This is a genomic window from Flavobacterium ajazii, from assembly GCF_010614725.1.
Lineage (GTDB): Bacteria > Bacteroidota > Bacteroidia > Flavobacteriales > Flavobacteriaceae > Flavobacterium > Flavobacterium ajazii.
Window position 1 is genome coordinate 232,492 of record NZ_JAAEHL010000004.1, and the last position, 17,935, is coordinate 250,426.

The 17,935-nt window shown below is 35.1% G+C and carries 15 protein-coding genes; 1 reads left to right on the top strand and 14 read right to left on the bottom strand.

Annotation, left to right across the window (positions count from 1 at the left end; all coding sequences use genetic code 11):
• Positions 1–207: 207 nt before the first annotated feature.
• Both GWR14_RS08925 and GWR14_RS08930 read right to left on the bottom strand, forming a co-directional pair.
• Complete coding sequence (locus GWR14_RS08925) at positions 208–978, bottom strand: alpha/beta hydrolase (protein ID WP_163408688.1); 771 nt, start codon at positions 976–978, stop codon at positions 208–210.
• A gap of 199 nt (positions 979–1,177) precedes the next feature.
• Positions 1,178–1,801, bottom strand: coding sequence for a class I SAM-dependent methyltransferase (locus GWR14_RS08930; RefSeq protein WP_163408918.1), 624 nt, complete (start codon positions 1,799–1,801; stop codon positions 1,178–1,180).
• A 314-nt stretch (positions 1,802–2,115) separates the two neighbouring features.
• Here GWR14_RS08930 and GWR14_RS08935 point away from each other — a divergent pair, with 314 nt between their 5' ends.
• Positions 2,116–2,520, top strand: a complete 405-nt coding sequence (locus tag GWR14_RS08935) for a helix-turn-helix domain-containing protein (RefSeq protein ID WP_163408689.1) — start codon at positions 2,116–2,118, stop codon at positions 2,518–2,520.
• A gap of 370 nt (positions 2,521–2,890) precedes the next feature.
• Here GWR14_RS08935 and GWR14_RS08940 read toward each other — a convergent pair whose 3' ends face one another.
• From GWR14_RS08940 to GWR14_RS08995, 12 genes are all read right to left on the bottom strand, one after another.
• Positions 2,891–3,418, bottom strand: coding sequence for a hypothetical protein (locus GWR14_RS08940; protein ID WP_163408690.1), 528 nt, complete (start codon positions 3,416–3,418; stop codon positions 2,891–2,893).
• Positions 3,402–4,154: a hypothetical protein gene (locus tag GWR14_RS08945; RefSeq protein ID WP_163408691.1), complete on the bottom strand. Its 753-nt coding sequence runs from the start codon at positions 4,152–4,154 to the stop codon at positions 3,402–3,404. Before GWR14_RS08945 ends, GWR14_RS08940 begins: the two co-directional genes overlap by 17 nt.
• 110 nt (positions 4,155–4,264) lie before the next feature.
• A complete protein-coding gene (locus GWR14_RS08950; RefSeq protein WP_163408692.1) occupies positions 4,265–4,648 on the bottom strand; it encodes a hypothetical protein in 384 nt (127 codons plus the stop codon).
• 7 nt (positions 4,649–4,655) lie between these two features.
• A complete protein-coding gene (locus tag GWR14_RS08955; RefSeq protein WP_163408693.1) occupies positions 4,656–5,399 on the bottom strand; it encodes a T6SS effector amidase Tae4 family protein in 744 nt (247 codons plus the stop codon).
• 8 nt (positions 5,400–5,407) lie between these two features.
• The gene (locus GWR14_RS08960) at positions 5,408–5,905 is read right to left on the bottom strand and encodes a hypothetical protein (RefSeq protein WP_163408694.1); all 498 of its coding nucleotides are present in this window, start codon (positions 5,903–5,905) and stop codon (positions 5,408–5,410) included.
• Position 5,906: 1 nt separating this feature from the next.
• Entirely contained in the window at positions 5,907–12,593 is a 6,687-nt protein-coding gene (locus tag GWR14_RS08965; protein ID WP_163408695.1) for an RHS repeat-associated core domain-containing protein, read from the bottom strand.
• Between the two features lie 72 nt (positions 12,594–12,665).
• Entirely contained in the window at positions 12,666–13,118 is a 453-nt protein-coding gene (locus tag GWR14_RS08970; RefSeq protein WP_163408696.1) for a T9SS type A sorting domain-containing protein, read from the bottom strand.
• Positions 13,119–13,121: 3 nt separating this feature from the next.
• Positions 13,122–14,174 (bottom strand): hypothetical protein, encoded by a 1,053-nt coding sequence (locus tag GWR14_RS08975; protein ID WP_163408697.1) that lies wholly within the window; start codon positions 14,172–14,174, stop codon positions 13,122–13,124.
• Between the two features lie 93 nt (positions 14,175–14,267).
• The gene (locus GWR14_RS08980) at positions 14,268–14,726 is read right to left on the bottom strand and encodes a hypothetical protein (RefSeq protein ID WP_163408698.1); all 459 of its coding nucleotides are present in this window, start codon (positions 14,724–14,726) and stop codon (positions 14,268–14,270) included.
• Complete coding sequence (locus tag GWR14_RS08985) at positions 14,699–15,556, bottom strand: hypothetical protein (protein WP_163408699.1); 858 nt, start codon at positions 15,554–15,556, stop codon at positions 14,699–14,701. The genes GWR14_RS08980 and GWR14_RS08985 overlap by 28 nt, the downstream gene beginning before the upstream one ends.
• Positions 15,557–15,793: 237 nt before the next feature.
• The gene (locus GWR14_RS08990; RefSeq protein ID WP_163408700.1) at positions 15,794–16,159 is read right to left on the bottom strand and encodes a hypothetical protein; all 366 of its coding nucleotides are present in this window, start codon (positions 16,157–16,159) and stop codon (positions 15,794–15,796) included.
• A 188-nt stretch (positions 16,160–16,347) separates the two neighbouring features.
• Positions 16,348–17,736: a CmpA/NrtA family ABC transporter substrate-binding protein gene (locus tag GWR14_RS08995; protein WP_163408701.1), complete on the bottom strand. Its 1,389-nt coding sequence runs from the start codon at positions 17,734–17,736 to the stop codon at positions 16,348–16,350.
• Positions 17,737–17,935 lie beyond the last annotated feature (199 nt).

Genomic DNA, 17,935 nt, shown 5'->3' on the forward strand with positions numbered 1-17,935 from the left:
CTATAAAACAAATCTTCCTGCATCCACTATTCGTAAAATTGTTGAAATATATCTGCGCCAACACCAGATAACAAAATTGAATTGTAAAAATACCGGAATGCATTGTCCTAAGAGACTGGTCATTGCATTGGTTGGCTGATAGATAAATTATATAATACCCTAAAATTAATAAGAGACACACAGCTGTGCGTCTCTTATTAATTTTAGCTATAAATCGGTGTACCATTTCAAAATATAATCAGCTACTTCTTCCCAGCCTTTTTCGCCACAGATAAAATGGCTTTTATCATCAAAAATCTTCACATCAACTTTGCTCCCAGGATGTTTGTATTTACCGGCTATTTTTTTAGTTAACTCAGGCGGAAAAATTGTGTCTTTTCCTCCTCCGATAAACAAAATGGGCTGATGCGGTTTTTTAAAATCTGCATTCGAAAAAGACTTTAATAATGTCTCCTGTCCTATTTTTCTGCTTTCAGGAACCGCAACCAGATCGTATGCTTTGTCTTGTTCTGCTTTTGAAAGTGTATTGAAAAATGCTCTGTTGTACCAATCTCTGGTTCCTAAATAATATCCTTTACTCGCAAAAAAATTGACAGCAGGCCAAACGATTTTTACCGTAGAAAATGGCGGAAAAACATTTTTTGGCGGCGCTCCGTCAATACTCACTGCAGCATCGACTTTACCCAGATCCAGTAATTTTTGTACTGCAAGACCAGCCATTGAATGTCCGATTACAAGCGGCTTTTCAGGCAGTGTATCAATCAGGTTTGCGATGTTCATTACTACATCTATAAAACCTGTTTCGACAAGTTTAGGGTGAATATTCTCCCTAAGATCCACAGGATTTCCCTCGTGTCCCGGATTTGGCGGTGCATAAACCGTAAAACCCTTTTCTTCATAATATTTTTTCCAGTCTGACCAGCTACTATCATTCACGAACATGCCGTGTACTAATACAATTGTTTTTGATTTTGCCATTATAAAATTTGTTTAGATTTATGTACTCTTTAATCCAAAAATGGGTAATGCAAAATGAGAAACGCCTTTTTAAAAAAATTAGGCCGACGTTAATTGATAGTTTTTTATTACGAAAATACAAATTAAAACAACAAACAAAAACCTGAATTACAATAAGTTAATATTAAAATTCAACAAACTGATATTTTATACGTTCTTTCTATTTTTTCCTTCCAACAAAACGAATCACAGAACCTTTTCCGTTATGAAACAAACCTTCGTTCAGTTCGATTTCTTTTTCTTCCAGTTCGATGATTTTATAATCAGGAAAATCAGACTGGATTTCCTCAATAGAGAATAAGGATTCAATATCTTTTGGGCCGCCTACTCTGTCATCTTTCGCCAGATATTCGAGATGTTTTTTGCTGAAGGCTTCAAAAATTACAATTCCACCCTTGCGTAAATACTGCTGCAGCGTTTTATGAATAGCCGATTTTATTTCTGCCGGAAAATGTGCATAAATTAAGGCAATAGCGTCAAATTGTTCTCTATGATAATTCAGGAATTCTAATTCACCCACCTGATAATTGATCGTTACATTATTAATCTCAGCCAGTTTTAATGCTTTGTTTTTTCCTTCAGCACTAATATCAAAAGCCTCAGCTTTCCAGCCTGATCTGGCTGCAAAAACAGCATTTCGGCCTTCGCCTTCTGCGGGGAAAAGTATGGTTCCGGGGTTTAATTTTTCGAGCTGTTCTTTCAGGTAATTGTTAGGTGCTGTACCATAAGCAAATTCTTCATTGCTGTAGCGGTCATTCCATCTTTGAGTCCAGGGGTTTGTCATTTTATTGGGTTTATCTTTTTCATGCTTTTTCATGCACTATCCATGCTTTATCTATGCTTTATCCATAAAGCTGTTACGTCCTATCTAAATACTCGCTTTAGTATTATGACAATAAAAGTTTTGAGAGCGTTTCCGTAAAGTCGTATTTTATTATTTACCAGCGAAATTATAATTTTAAAAGTATAATTTATACGAAATGAGGATATAATATCTGACAAAAAAGAGGTTTAACCCAATATTTTTTTATCTTTGAGACTAAGACTTTTTAATCTAAATGGCTTTATCTTTGAACCATTAGAAAATTGATACTCGTTATGGAACAGAAAATACATCAGGGAAGAAACGTAAAACGTTTTAGAGAAATGCTCGGCATCAAACAGGAAGCACTGGCTTATGATCTGGGAGATGACTGGAACCAGAAGAAAATTTCTATCCTGGAACAGAAAGATGTTATTGAAGATGGTCTTCTTAAACAAATCTCAAATTCTTTGAAAATTCCTGTTGAAGCTTTTCAGAATTTTGATGAGGAACAGGCAATAAATATTATTTCTAATACATTTCATGATACTCAAGGCTTAATAAATTACAATCCAACTTTCAATAATAATCCAATCGACAAATTGATTCAGCTTCACGAAGAAAAAATCGCACTATATGAGCGTATGCTGAAAGAGAAAGACGAAATGATAGCAAGAATAGAAAAACTAATCAGTAAATAACCCCTTGTTTTTCGAAGTATTCTTCACTAACATTGTCATGTATGTGAACTGCTGAATTTTTACTTACAACAGTTAACCATTTATAAAGTACACTAAAACAAGTTTGACAAATAAAAAACCTCGCAATTTGCGAGGTTTTACTTTTTATATACTTTACAGAGTACCCGTTCCTATTATGCCGCTACAACGTTTTTTGGCAGTTGCATATTCACCAATAACACTTGAAAAAATACAATTATCAAGACATTCACGGAAAAAGTCGGGAGACTTTTATCATATTTTACGGCTTTCAAGAACTTTTAAAAATCCGCAAAGTCATGAAACTTTGCGGAGCAGGGGAACTTATTTCTGCTTGCGCCAGCTGAAGGGCTCATCCCATATTCAACAATTCTTTTCTAATGAAAATCCATTTATCATTCTTTTTTTTAAAATAATATTTATCATGAGACATACTTATCCCTATTGTCTTTTTTACTTCAATTACTCCTATATTATTTTTTATCCAAAAATTAAAAAAACTCACAAATAATACATTTCCACTATGATTATTTAATTTAACAATATTAGTCTTGTATTTAGATTTTAAATTTATTAAACATTTTTCATCTAAATTAAATTCAAAAAAACCTTTTCCTTGTTTTTTAACTAAAACCGAATCTAACAATTTTATTCTGAGTTGTTCAGTTTTAATAGGCTTATAATTTTTAAAGTCTTTCAAAGAAACTGGAGGAACCTTGATCTTAGAAATATCAAAAGACTCAATAGAATCTAATAAAACATTAATATTTTGTTCTACTAATTTTTTCCCGTCTTCAATTATTAAATTGTTTTCGTTTTTTTTACAATTAAACAATAATAATAAAAAAATTATTCCAATTATTTTAAAATTTCCAGTCATATGTATTTGCATTTTTTGTTGATCCAACAATATCTAATACTCCTCCAAAAACACGTTTTTCAAAAGTTTGTCCAGCCTCAGATCCATCAATAAGTCTAGATAAACCATTCCAATACCTACCATAATGTACTATTTCATGTAAAATAGTTACTGCAGCAAAAAAAGATGTCCCATTGAGAGTTTCAGATATTTTAAAGGGAAGAAATTTATAACCACCACTATCTAAACTAGTAACAATATTAGCTCTAATACGTACATAATTAGGGTCTTTCGGATCAAATAATCCAAAATGTCCATCAGTACCGCCAACTTTTACCATATTAACAAGATTTTTTATAGATAATAATTGAAAAATTTTACTATCGGAAAAACCACTATACATTCTTAACGATTCTAAAATTGACGGATGGTCTTTAACATATGACTTCAATTTTGAAAGTGTCTTGTATAGTCCTGGATATTTACTCTCGATTTGACTTTTAATTTCTATTTGGTGCACATAATGATTCAGTCCACTAACTACAAGCCCAGTAGCTGCCCCTTGCCAGAAATTACCTCCTGTTAAAGCAGCTCCTGCGCCACCAGAAACTGTCCCAAAAGCAATCATTCCAGCTCCTGAACTTGCAAATTTCCCTGCTCCTCTCCAGACTTTTGTAGCATTTATCGCATTTCCATTTGCATCTATTCCTTCATGATTAAAACCTTCTCCGAAAGCACTAGCCGCAATACTACTCAAAGTCCCGTAGTTTTGAGTTACTGTAAAAGATATACTTTGCGTTCACGAGCGGGACGCTCGCGCCAGCGGGAGGGGGGGGGGTATCATAGAATGCGGAGCGGGTTAATATCTTATTCTGATATCTTGTATTTATTTAGTTGAAGAATTTTATCAGATTTTATAAATTCATTTATCATTTCGCGAAATTTTTTGTCTTCTGTTATTAGTATACAATTTTTTAATATTAAATCATTTTTAGATATATTTTTTTTAATATAAGCATTAATATAATCTTCAAAATTCTCAACATTGTTAGAAGAAATAGGTACTTTTTTTGTCCAAAAAAAGATACTCTTATCTTCTATTTTGATATCTTTTAACCAATATGCTTGCGTTACACATTTACATACCCCATAATTATTAAACCATTTTTTTATATTTTCTTTTTGTTCTAAAGTTTGTGAACTTGTAATATTTATACACAAAACAAAGAAAACCAATAGTATTTTTTTCATTTTAAATTTATTTAAATAATGTTGCTTGATAAAATTGACTATGATTAGCATACGAATGTCCCCCCAAAACAGCTCTTCCATTCCAAATAGAAATGTGGCCAGTTGCTCCAAAAATTTTTGGAAATTTTGGTTGCATAAAATAAATACCTTTTTTACCATTGAAAGTAGTTAAAGTGCTATTTTTAGTAGGCGTCGGCGATAAATTAAATTGTTTAGGCAGATTTTTAGCCATTTGTTCTGAGCTTAGGAAGTAATTTTTCCCATCTGCTCCTTTATACGTCTGATCTTTCACATAATTTAACTCATGACCCGAGTCATTAAATGCAATTGATTCTCTTAGTGCACAAGCATTAGGAGCTTGTCCAGGATTTTTCAAAACAAAAGCATCATAAAAATCTTTTACAGCCCCGCCAACTCTTGTAAATGCATCAGTTGATGATATTTGGGAATTTTCGTCACCAGGATAAGCAGCAATTAATTTATACATATCTATATTTCGTTTGCCAGATATATCTATCAAATGCGCAAAATGATTAAGTCCAGTAACTACAAGCCCAGTAACTGCTCCCTGCCAGAAATTACCTCCTGTTAAAGCTGCACCTGCTCCACCAGAAACCGTACCAAAAGCAATCATACCTAAGTCTCCAGTACCTGCGCCAAGACCAGCATGTGAAACAGTACCTGTAACTCCATCACAATATTCTGTAGTAGTTGTACCTCCACTCCAAGCACTACTTGCTATACTACTCAAAGCCCCAGCTATTCACAAATAAAATAACCTATATATTTAAATTTTTCAATTCTAGAAAACTCATAAAAAGCATCTGAAATTATTTTAACCTTACCTCTTATTAATATTTTACCTTGAAAATTGTTCATATCCTCTTCAAAAGGATTTTTGTTCAATATAATTTCAATATGAGTTATTGAATATTCTTCTTTAAATCCTCCAGTTGTATCATAGCTATCGTAGTAATAATAAGATTTAATTATTTGTAATTTATTATTTATTTCAAGGTTTATGGTTTCTCCTCCATGTTTTCCATGATATATACAACTGATCTTCAAAGGGAATTTTCCTTTTATTTTAAATTCTCCATAGTTCTTTTTTTTACCAAAATTATTACATCTAAATATAGACACTGAATCCGATTCATAAATTTTATAATTTTTAATTATTTTAAAATCAGATTTAAAATTATCTTTCTTACAACCGATGAACATCTGTAAAATTAATAACAATATTATTTTTTTCATTTTAAGGTAAATTTTTAATTATTTTAAATCCATAATTTGAATAATGATTCCCCTCCATACCAAATCTTAATTTTGGATCATACTCACCCTTCCATTTCCAAGCATTTGCTTGATCATATTCCCATTGATTAATAATCCTATGTTCATTTTCACCTAGAAAACTGATACCATTTGAATAAAAATATGCGTGCATATACTCATGATGCATTACAGTATACAATTGATTTCTAGAAACAAAAGCACTTTTAGCTAGATATACCTTATTCGTTCTTCCTAAATTAAACCAACCTGATCTTTCATGTAAAGTTGTCCCATTTATTTCCTCACCAGATTTATTATACATTCTACCATCTATTACTTTATAACCTTTAGGGGCAGTTCCATCAGCATGTAATTCGTCAACATTTGCTGATAATCTTTTTAGTTCCGAATGAGAATCTGAAAAATTCTTTGCATTTTTATTGGAATATTCTAATTTTCCTGAATCATCATAAGTATTAACACTTCCTACTGGTGAATCAGAAGTTCCTGTCCCATGCCAAAAATCTAAACCTGATTCACTTGCTTTCATACCTCCCTGAATTCCTCCGATAGCACCGCCAATCAGAGCTCCAGTTGCAGCTCCTCCTAAAACAGCTTTTAAGGTTATAGTATTTCCTGTAAACATAGCATTAGAAACTGCTCCTCCGGCTCCTGAAATCGAACCAATTACAGCTCCCTGATAAGCACCTTGCCAAAATCCCATTGCAGGTGTACTAAACATTGAACTCGCAGCACTGCCAATTCCAAATGTTACTGCAGCAGTTGCAGCTCCTACAAAAGTAGCTTTTGCCAAACCACCTACGCTAAACGGTACATCGGCCAGTAAAGCTGTAAGGGTATATGAAGTTAACGCTATTGCGGCACCAATTAGTACTGCAACACCAAAAGTAATAGCTTCTTCACCGCTAGGATCGGTATACATCAAGGGATTATTCAATACATACGAATACCTGTTGTAATTCTGAGTATTCTCAGGCTGCTGTACAAAGTTGTCCGGCATTAAAAATGAACGTAAAACAGGGTCGTACAAACGGCCGTTCATGTGTATCAGCCCAACTTCTGCCAGATGCTCGTGGCTGGTATAACCACGGTCCAGCATCATCAGTGCTGCTCCTGTACCATTTGTGGGCAGGGTAATGGCAACACCGTTTTGCTGCAGTTTGGCCAGATTTCCCCACGCATCAAACTGGCGTCTTTCTACTGCTGCTCCTGTATTATCTGAAATGGCTATAATACTTCCCAGATAATCCCTGTGAAGGTAATACTTTTTGTCTGTAATAGTGCCTGTTGAGACTGTTTTTGTCTTTTCTGTGTATAAAGGTGCCCCATAGGCATCACCTCCTACCCAGGTTCTTATGGTAACTTCTGTAGGGGTTCTTATGATCTCTACCGTACCGTCATCGGTATAGTTCTTGGTTTTGGTATACACCCCATCTGCTCCCGGAGCCGGGATCTGATAGCCAAATTTCATAGCCTGTCTTGACAAATGCGAATTATAGGTAAATGCTGTACTGCCTTTATCGCTTTCATTGATCGATATCGGACTTTTAAACATATTGTAGGTTACCAGTTGTTTAGGCAGTTCGTTGTAATATGCCGCTCCCTCTGTTGTCAGTTCTATTTCCTTTTTCTGGTAAATTCCGGTATTGAAATTACCGTTGTAGGTTACCGTGCCCAGTTTGTTGTTAGTGGTGATCCTTCCCCTATCGTCATAGGTATTCGAATCTACAATACCTGTTAAAGGATTGGTCCAGTTGGTGAGCCTGTCCATAGTATCATAGGTAAAGGTCTCAGATGTTCCCAATGCCACATTCTGGCGGTTACTCAGGGTTCCTTTTACAGCATTAAAACTATAGGTATTGTTTATAATATTTATACTGTTTTTGGTATGTTTCTGAGAGGTATAATAACCATGCTCATCATAGGTATTGGTTATCGCAACTCCGTTCCCCAGGGTCTGGGTCAAGGGCTGCATTTTTTCATTGGCGGTATCAAGCTGCCATAAAACGGCATCATTGCCATCTGTGAGTTTATCCATGATACCGTTATAAGTATTGTAGCCGTTTTTTGTGGTAACAGACTCACTTAAACCCGATACAAGGTCCTGTGTTGCATTGGTTGCCGTAACTGGTCTTCCGTAACTATCGTAGGTTATGGTTTTGGTTTGTGTAAAAACGGCATTGGTCTCGGTATTGGTTACGGGTCTGTGCAGTGCATCATACGTATAACCAAAACTGTCTATGTTTGCTCCTAAACTGTTCTTGCTGATCTCACTTGTCAGCTGAGCAAAAGAGTTGTAAACATAATCTGTCTCGATATCTGCTCCGTCTCCCGATACTTTTCGTTTGGTTACCTTTCCAAATTCATCATAGGTGGTATCGGTTTTTCCTTTCGGAGTGGTTTCTGTAATTAACTGTCCAAAAGCATCGTAACTGTAAGTGTAGGTACCCGCATTAGGATCGGTCATCGCTGTTTTATTGCCCCAGCCATCGATGCTAATGTTTATTTTGTGACCACCATAATTTGATTCTTTCAGCTGGCCATTGGCATAATAAGTAAAATTGATTGTTCCTCCCGGGTCAGTCGTCTGGGTTTTATTGCCCAAGGCATCTACTGTTGCCGTAGTTGTCTTTCCGTCATCAACACTTGTGGTGGTCAGCCCTGAATAAGAAAATGTCTGGATCCTTCCTGTTGGCTGTGTTATCTTCGTAGGACGCATCAGGTAATCATATTCATATTCTACCCAGCGGGTTACAGATGAAAAATAAGGCTCGCTTTCTTTTTTCTTTCTTCCCAGGCCATCATAAACCACTTGTTTTGAAATAGTCGAATTGACTGCCAAGCCTTTTGTAGTGGTGATAATCGCTCTTCCCAACACATCGTATTGTGTAATGCTTTTAGCATTGTCTCCAACGGTATTCTGACTTGTAGTGGTGTAACCTCCATCGGATAATTTAGCATATGTAATAGTGGTTTCCAATGGTACCGCAGATGCTCCGGTGGTTTTGGTTTTGGTGAGTTTTCCCCAATTATCAAAAGTATAATCGCTTACCACACCCAAAGGACTCGTTGATTGTATCACCTGTCCCAATGTATTGTAGACAAAAGTAGTTACAAAGTTCTGGTGATCTGTTTTTTTGGTTACAAAACGTTTAGTAGCATCATACTCGTCTGTTATTTTTCGGGCGGTAGGTGCCGGCAAGGCATTGGGTGCTGAGACCGTTTTGGTCAGCAGATTTCCAACGGCATCATAAGTCATGTCCTCTACAATGGCATAAGTATTATGTCCTTTTTTCTCCGTTCGGGTCAGGTTTGTTCCTGTGTAGGTGTACGCTTCTTCAGAAGTCCGGGTATCACTGCCGTATGTTGTGGATGTATTTACTTTTTTAGGTCTTCCTATATAATACGAACTTCCGGTTCCTGATGGATTATTGTCATATTCCGTATCGACAATTGTGGTTCCCTGCACGTTTGAACCGCTGTATTTTTTGGTAACTGTTCTGGTTTCCAAACCATAATAGCCCGGACTATCAGCTGTTCCGTCATAACTGAAAACAGTTTCGCTTTTTATGCCGGACAAATGGTCTGTTGTGGTCTGTTTGGTCAATAAAACATTGAAAACACTATTGTTGGAAACCGGGGCATTGCTTCCGCCCTGAACTGCTGCCGGAGTTGCTGTGAATTTGGTATTATTGGCAGCACTGGCTGTAAAGCCGGGTTTTAAAACAATGACAGGCGACTGATAATTGACTGCTATATCATTGCCTATTGCAGAAGAGGCTGTTATAGAAGTACCTGCTTTATAGGTCTGTCCTGCAGTTACAGGAGCTGTAATGGTCATAACATCCTGAACAGGGTCCGTTGAAACAGCATCGCCACCGCCTTTGGTATAGCCACCAAATACATTGGTTTTGGTGCTCAACAAATCAGAAGGTGTTGCATCAAAAACCGTAGCTCCGTTGGTGCTGGACCAGGTTATGGTATTGGCTCCTCTCAGATTGACATCATTGTGCTGGGTGGTCCATATTTTGGTATCGGATTCTGATAAGTACCAACTGCTTCTTGTAGTGCGGGTAAATCCTACTGTTCCGTAATTAAAATTGGATACATAGCCGCGGTACCTGAAGTCCTGATATTTTGAAACTCCGTTGATGGTTGCCGTCAATTTGGAAACCAAATAGCTTGATGAGTTTCTGACGATCTCAATATCAGGATAATTTACGGCATCTGCCGAAGAATAAAAATCTGTGCTGCTATTTGTAGTGCCAGTTTCAGGTGGCATCATTGGCTTGTACTCAATAGTCTGGACAATCTTACCATTGGCTTCGGTTACGGTCTTTAAACGATTATCAGAATCAAAATCTTTATTGAACTGGTAATATTCTATTTTATTATAATGCCCCCGAACAATAACCAGATCGGTATTGGCACCGTTGTATCTGTAATTGGATACCAATGGAATAGGGATATCGGGTGAATTCGAGAAAAAACCGGATGGCTGCCCTAGGATTAAATTATCATTTTTTGAATCATAAGTCATCGGAAAAGTAGTTGTACTGGCTGTATTTCCTATGTTATTGGTATATCCTTTTACCCACCATTCTGTATTATGGTCATTGATTGTCCAACCCGGCTTGTAATATCTTCTCCAAACCCTTACTATGTCTGATTTACCGTCTTTGTTGATATCAATAGCATAATAATTGCTGAAATGGGTTTGAGAAGCGAAACTTTTTCCTGTATTAGGCCAATATTCCACAATGTTATGCGATTCTTTTATAAAAAACTCCCCTCCGGCTGGTTGTGGGTTGCTGTAATAAATATGCCATAAAGTCTGTGCTTCTCCTCCCTCTCCATCGGGAAGTATGATATCTGTTTTACCATCACCGTTGTAGTCGCCTAAAAGCAATTGTTTTGTAGCTGAATATTTATCTAAAGTTCCTGAACCGATTATTTCTAATTCAACCCATGGGCTTACTGTTAGTTGTTTAAAACTAACTATTTTATAAGTTTTATCGTAATTAACTATCAATATATCAGCCTTCCCATCAGAATTAAAATCTGCTATATATTTTTTATCTCCTAATAAAACAGAACTGTTCTCTAATTTAACAAATCCTTTCTGACCTAGGGATGTAGATGCATTTGGATCAAGATTCATTAAATGAAAATCATATCCATCATACGCCCAATCTTCAATACAATATTCGTCTATTAGATAGCCGTTACCATCATAAACTGCATAAGGATACGTTAAAATACTGTGATTTCGACGACTTTGTATTAAAAATTCACTTATACCATCTCCATTAAAATCTCCTTCAAAATAATCATTAAATTTTAAAAGATTTGCAACACTACTACAATATGAATCTGAATCTGGATCAATAATCATCGTATTATTAAAATCTATTATCTTATTGTGGCTCAAAACGACTCCATTCCCAGATAAATTATACGTTTTAAACTCTATTGTGGTCAAAGTTTCATTAATATAAACAATCGACTGGAATTGGTTTAGTTTATTATTAGTGAGTGTAGTGGCAGCAAATTTGTAACGAATCCATACAGGTAAATCAATTGGAGTATTTCCTGTATTCTCCTGAAACAATTTTGTAAAAATCTTATTATCAGCCACAAAATCCAATCTCCCATCTCCATCAAAATCACCCGCAAGATCTGCTTCACTAAAATTTAGATTATTATCATACGTTTTTACAGTCCTTGTAGTTGTAGTAGGTGTACTATTATACTCAAAAACTACAGGATTTGCTTCCTCATTCTGGGCATTGACTTCTTTTATACTTGTTACCCTTTCATATCCTGAATCATCAGTTGCATGCGTAATTTTGTAAGTCCTGAAAATAGAATTATTAGCATATACCTCTACAAATTTTAAAATTTGCGTTGCATAGACTGCCGCTCCTTTCATATAGTCTCTTTCTACCCGGTCTGCGGCTTCATATTTAAAAGCTATTTTATCCTGAGCTGCAATTCCTGCTGTAGTGTTTCCGCTAAAAATAATGGAATCAATATACAACTGGTTTGTACTGTTATAAGTAACCGTTTTATAAGTATAATCGATAAAGTTTTCGTTTGTATCTTCGAAACGCACAATATACCAGGAATTAACCGATACCGAATTTTGCAGACTTCCACCTCCTTTTGAGCCATACCAGCTTCTGGAACCGTCGGGTGCCGTAACAATAAAATACGTTACAGTGCCTTCTATTTTTAATTCGATTTTGGTATTGCTTTTATATTCGGTTTCATAAGTCGAACCGTTTGCCCAATAGGTCCCGGTTTTTATCAATAATCGCTGGCCATCCAGAGACAATTTATCATTATCGTCAAAATCAACTCCGTCTACAAAACCGTCAATATCACGTCGCGTTGCTATACGGCTTATGGCCGAAATACTGTTGATACCCCAGCCCTGACCTGCAATTCCTCCTCTTACGCCACTGCTGTAGGTAAGATTAATGATTGGCGCCACATTTTTGATACTTGGTGGCATGGCTATTGGCAAGGTGTAAGCAGCAGTACCCGAAGCTGCTATTTGCAATTCTCCTTTAGTATCTGTAAAATTTTGAGAAAATGAAAAATGCGTTACTAAAATAAAAATGAAAAAGTAAAATTGTTTCATATAAGTTTAAGGTTGTTTTTCCTGTCTCTAAAATTTGAACAGGATAAAGTATTCTAAAGTTTGTATCGCTTTTTATAGCTGTTTCACAATTTTGAACGTTTTGGGCTCACCTGTTTTATAATGGAGCACAACGATATAAACCCCTGAAGGATAAGACTGAAACAAAATATCCTGAGTGTTATTGTTTTTAGTTTCCTGATAGGTTCTTATAACCTGCCCGTTCATTGCAATTACCTGAATCGAAGTGACATAATTATCATCCGTCAGTTCCCATTTCAGATAGAGCTCTTCTTTTACCGGATTCGGATAATAGGAAATCATATCTTCTCCTTCGATTTTTTCCAGGTCTTCCTCAACTATGGCTTCTATTTCTTTGACTTGCTTTCCTGTCTCCGGCGGACAGTTGACACACAAGATTCTACTTACCTGATTGCCGGCAGTGTCGTAACTAAACTTTATTTTTGTGGTTTGGGCCTGACTAAATAGTGCAAAACCTAAAAAGACCAGAAGTAAATATTGCTTCATAAACTATTTTTTTAATTCTTTTTCAATTGCTGCTAATCTTTCAGCTAGTGATTTATATTGTTCGTTTTCTGCTCTTAAACGCTTCAGTTCTTTTTGCTGTTCTATAGTATAAAGTGTTAATTCTTCTATTTTTTGGAGTAAAATAGTAGACATTTCTGCTAAAGAAATTCCTTTTTCCTGCATTTCTTTTGCAGAAGGCACACCAGGCAAGTGATTGTTTTTCTTAGTAAAATCTTCAATTTCGGAAAGCGTTGGGAAGGCATAATCTGATTTTAATTCTGATCTGCCTGTATAATATTTTTGGAAAACATAATCCGGTGCGATACTAGTATCTACAATGACTTCTTTAGAATGAATGGTTCCATTTACGGTTAGTTTTTGGTCTGGATTTGCAGTCCCAATTCCAACATTGCCTACATCTGAAATACGAATCCTTTCCTGACCATTTGTAGAGAAACCCAAAAAACCTCCAGAAATACTTCCTCCTCTATAAAATGAAATAAAACCATTGGTTTCTGTATAGTCATATTTCAATCCTAACCTGAAAGATTCGGCAAAAGGCTGTGTAGTTAGTGATTTTGCATACAAAGAAAAAGCAGATTCAGTAGCATTTGCAAGAATAGTTCCATAAGAATTATCTCCGTTATTGACATGCAATTTTGCTGTAGGATTACTTGTCCCAATTCCTACACTACCATTTGAATTAATCCGAACTCTTTCATCTCCATTAACTAAAAATTTCAAAGCACGAGCATTATTTCCAAAATAAGCATTATGTTCAAGTAAAACTGAAGCGGATTCTCCAACAAAATCATAAAATTTATAGCCACTTGAATACTTTTCTGTTGTTGAAGTTCTTCTATCTTGAACTGCAAAATTTCCACCCATTTCTCCTATTGTAAGTTTCTCTACAGGTATAATATTTCCAACTCCATTATAACCTGTTCCAATTCCTACATTTGATGTAGTCGAGACAGGGTTTGTACCATTCCATTGAGCATTAATGTTCAAGCCTGAACCAAGGACAATCAAACTTATTAAAATCTGTTTTTTCATTATAATTTATTTTTTACTGTTTAACATCTACTAAAAAACCTTTTTTTCCTCATAAATCCAACAGAAAAGGTTAAAGGCTACAGAATATTAAGATTATTTTTTAGAATACAACAATAACTTTACCTGACTTTTTAGCTCCTCAATCTCTTTATTTTGTTGCATCAAATACTGTTTCTGTTCCTGCATTTCTTTTTGCTGCTCTATAGTATAAAGTGTTAATTCTTCTATTTTTTGAAGTAAAATAGTAGACATTTCTGCTAAAGAAATTCCTTTTTCCTGCATTTCTTTTGCAGAAGGCACACCTGGCAGGTGATTATTTTTCTTAGTAAAATCTTCAATTTCGGAAAGCGTTGGGAAGGCATAATCTGATTTTAATTCTGATTTTCCTGTGTAGTATTTTTGGAAAACATAATCAGGTGTGATGCTAGTATCTACAATGACTTCTTTAGAGTGAATAGTTCCATTTACAGTTAGTTTTTGGTCTGGCGTTATTGTTCCTATACCTACTTTGCCATTATTGATTGTTAAATATGTTTCTCCGGCATTACCCAAGATTGAATATTATCGTTAGGGTCTCTTTCCCACCATGTCTTAGTATCTACATGAGGAGTTCCAAAACTAGCATCAATAGAAATTCCATCATGTAATCTTCCACTATACCAATCATAAGTACTATTTACATCTCTTAAAGACCATAACCTATTCAAAATCATATTATCACCTACTCGTCCTCCTATCTCATTTAATAATTGAAAATTGTGTAAATCTGTCCCTAAATGTGTATTTACAAAACTTTTAATTAAACCTGCAACTTCCAGTTTTGCACTTGGAGCAGTAGTACCAATACCTACGTTACCTGTAAAAAAGTTATTTGATCCATTAACTTCAAACATAATAACATTATTTTTATTACGAATACGCAAAGCATTTTGACTATTATTAACATCAATGTAAGAGCCATAAGAAAAATTAGACCAGCCAATTCTATATTCACTTCCATGAAATGTCAAACCTCCATTAATAACCTGAGTACCTATAAAGTAGTTATCTCCTCTTGTAGCTATTTCGTACCAAACAGGATTATTGGCTCCAAGACCGCGGGCAAATTTTCTAAAAAACAACTTATCATTTTCAAGATACGAGCTTACTATTTGCAATTGATGATTGTTCGTTGGGTCAGAATGACGTAAATTTAATAAATGATTCCAACCACCATTGTCTACCTGTCCTGCAGCATTATACCCCTGATAAAACCCTGAAAGTAATTCTTTATTAAAATCATTAATTGCTGCAGGAGCATAACCGCTCCCTATTTGCTGTGAAAAGGAAACAACACTGGTCAAAAGAAAAGAAAGTGTAAGAAATGTATTTTTGAATTTCATATTTGTGATGAATTTTAGATGAATTTTTGTGCAAAAATATGTAAAAAACATTCAAAAAAATAAGATTATTTCACTATTAAAATCCATTTTTCACACTAAAAACTAGTCACTTCTCTTTTTTTTAGATCCCTAAAAACAAATCCCAAATACACTATCTTTTCAAGAGATACATTTCAAAAAAAAGAGCTTCTGAAATCAATCAAAAGCTCTTTCTTTTATTACTTTATATTTTTAATCTTAACCAACAAGTTTTGTCGTGCCGTTATTTACATCAATTTCTGCAAAATTATGTTTTCCCATAACAACAAGCAGCTTGTTTGTATTATAGCCAATATATCTTATTTCCGGATTTCCAAATTTTGGTTTTCCACAAACAGATATTACATTGGTTTGCCATTGCAATTTGCTCCTTTTGTAGGCAGATATTGTTTGCAAATCATTTTCAACATAATAAACAATATTGTTTTTTTTAATTCCTCTTTTTTGTGTTCTTGCAAAATTTATTTCTGAGTTTTTTGAAATTAAAGCCTCATTGAATTTTTCAGCAATACCTGTTTGAGTTACAAAAAAGGTTAACATGGATAATTTTAGAAATGGTTTCATTAGGATAGAATTTGGGGTTCATAATCGTTTCAAATATAACTAATTAAAGCAAATAATAAATTTTTAATTGATCAAAAAAAAATACCCTTCTCAGAAATAGGAAAAGGGTAAAATATAGGATTGAATTTTGAAGAAAAATTATTTTTTCAGGCTATTTTTTTTGGATTTATGGAAATAACTATATACAACTAATCCTTAAGTCCAATTTTAAAACCTTTAATATATTCCAAAGGCTTTTTTCCGTCATACATCATGTTATCAATAAATTCGGTAGTTGCAGGTTTATAACCATCTGTTACAGGGATTTCAGCTTTTGTCAGGAAACCTTCTTCAGCCAATAATTTAGCAGCATTCATCCAGATTTCAGGCTTATAAACTTCTTTAATTTTAGAATGATACCATTCATTTGTTTTAGGTTCTGCGATTTGCCCCCAGCGTTTCATCTGGGTCATAAACCAAATTCCGTCAGAATAGTACGGATAGGTTGCGTTGTATCTGAAAAACACATTAAAATCAGGTACAGATCGTATGTCTCCTTTTTCAAATTCAAATGTCCCCAACATCGAGTTATCGATAACCCTTTTTTCACCATCAACATAAGCCGATTTTGATAGGATGCGAGTGGCTTCTTTTCTATTTTCAGGATTATCCAGCCATTTCCCTGCTTTAATCAGAGCTTTTGTAATAGCGATAGTCGTATTTGGATACTTTTCCACAAATTCCTTCGTCATTACAAATACTTTTTCGGGGTGGTTTTTCCAGATCTCTCTACTCGTTACAACCGGCACTCCAATTCCCTGATCCACTGCCTGCTGGTTCCATGGTTCTCCCACACAATACGCATTTATTGTACCAGCCTGCAGGGTTTCTGGCATTTGTGGCGGTGCCGTTATATTCAAAAGCACATCTCCACCCGTAGTACCTTTACTTCCCTGGATATTATTGTTGTTATAAAATCCCGGATTAATTCCTGCTGCTGCAAGCCAGTAACGCAACTGATAATTATGATTGGAATATGCCGATACAACTCCGATAACAAAAGGTTTTTTCTGTATTTTATACATATTTAAAGCCGGCATCAGTGCACTGGCCGGAATTGGATGTACCGGTCTGCCATATTCCTGCGGGATACTATCGACAATTTTTGACCATACATCTTTTGATACCGTAATGGCATTACCGTTCAAATCCATAGAAAATGTTGTAACCAAAGCTCCTTGTCTGCCACAACCTACTGCAGCGGCTATAGGCTGTCCGGCTAGCATTTGAGCACCATCTATTTGCTGATCGAGAACTTTGTCCAAAATATCTCTCCAGTTCGCCTGTACTTCCAGTTTTACATTTAAACCTTCTGCTTCAAAAAAACCAAGATGTTTTGCAATAGCCAGGGGAGCCATGTCAGTAAGTTTAATAAATCCTATTGTAACATCTGTTTTTTCTAAAACTAATTTTTTCGTAGTCGGAGGATCTATTGTCCCGGATTTCAAAAATGTCCTGTTTGTATTTTCTCCTTTAAAACTAAAAACAATAAAGGATAACATAACAAGCAAAGACATTCTAAGTAATGTTGATTTCATACTGACTGATTTTTAGGTTAAAAATTGGGTATTTGTCCTAAGAGAGGAGCATTAAGAATTATTGCTAAAAAATAATTCATATAAAAAACGACATCAATCGTTTAGGAGATAATTGATATAAAAAAGAGCTCCTGAAAGGAATCAGAAACTCTTTTTTGAAATCCTTTTTGTATTACAAAAAGGAGAAAAAAAATAGAAC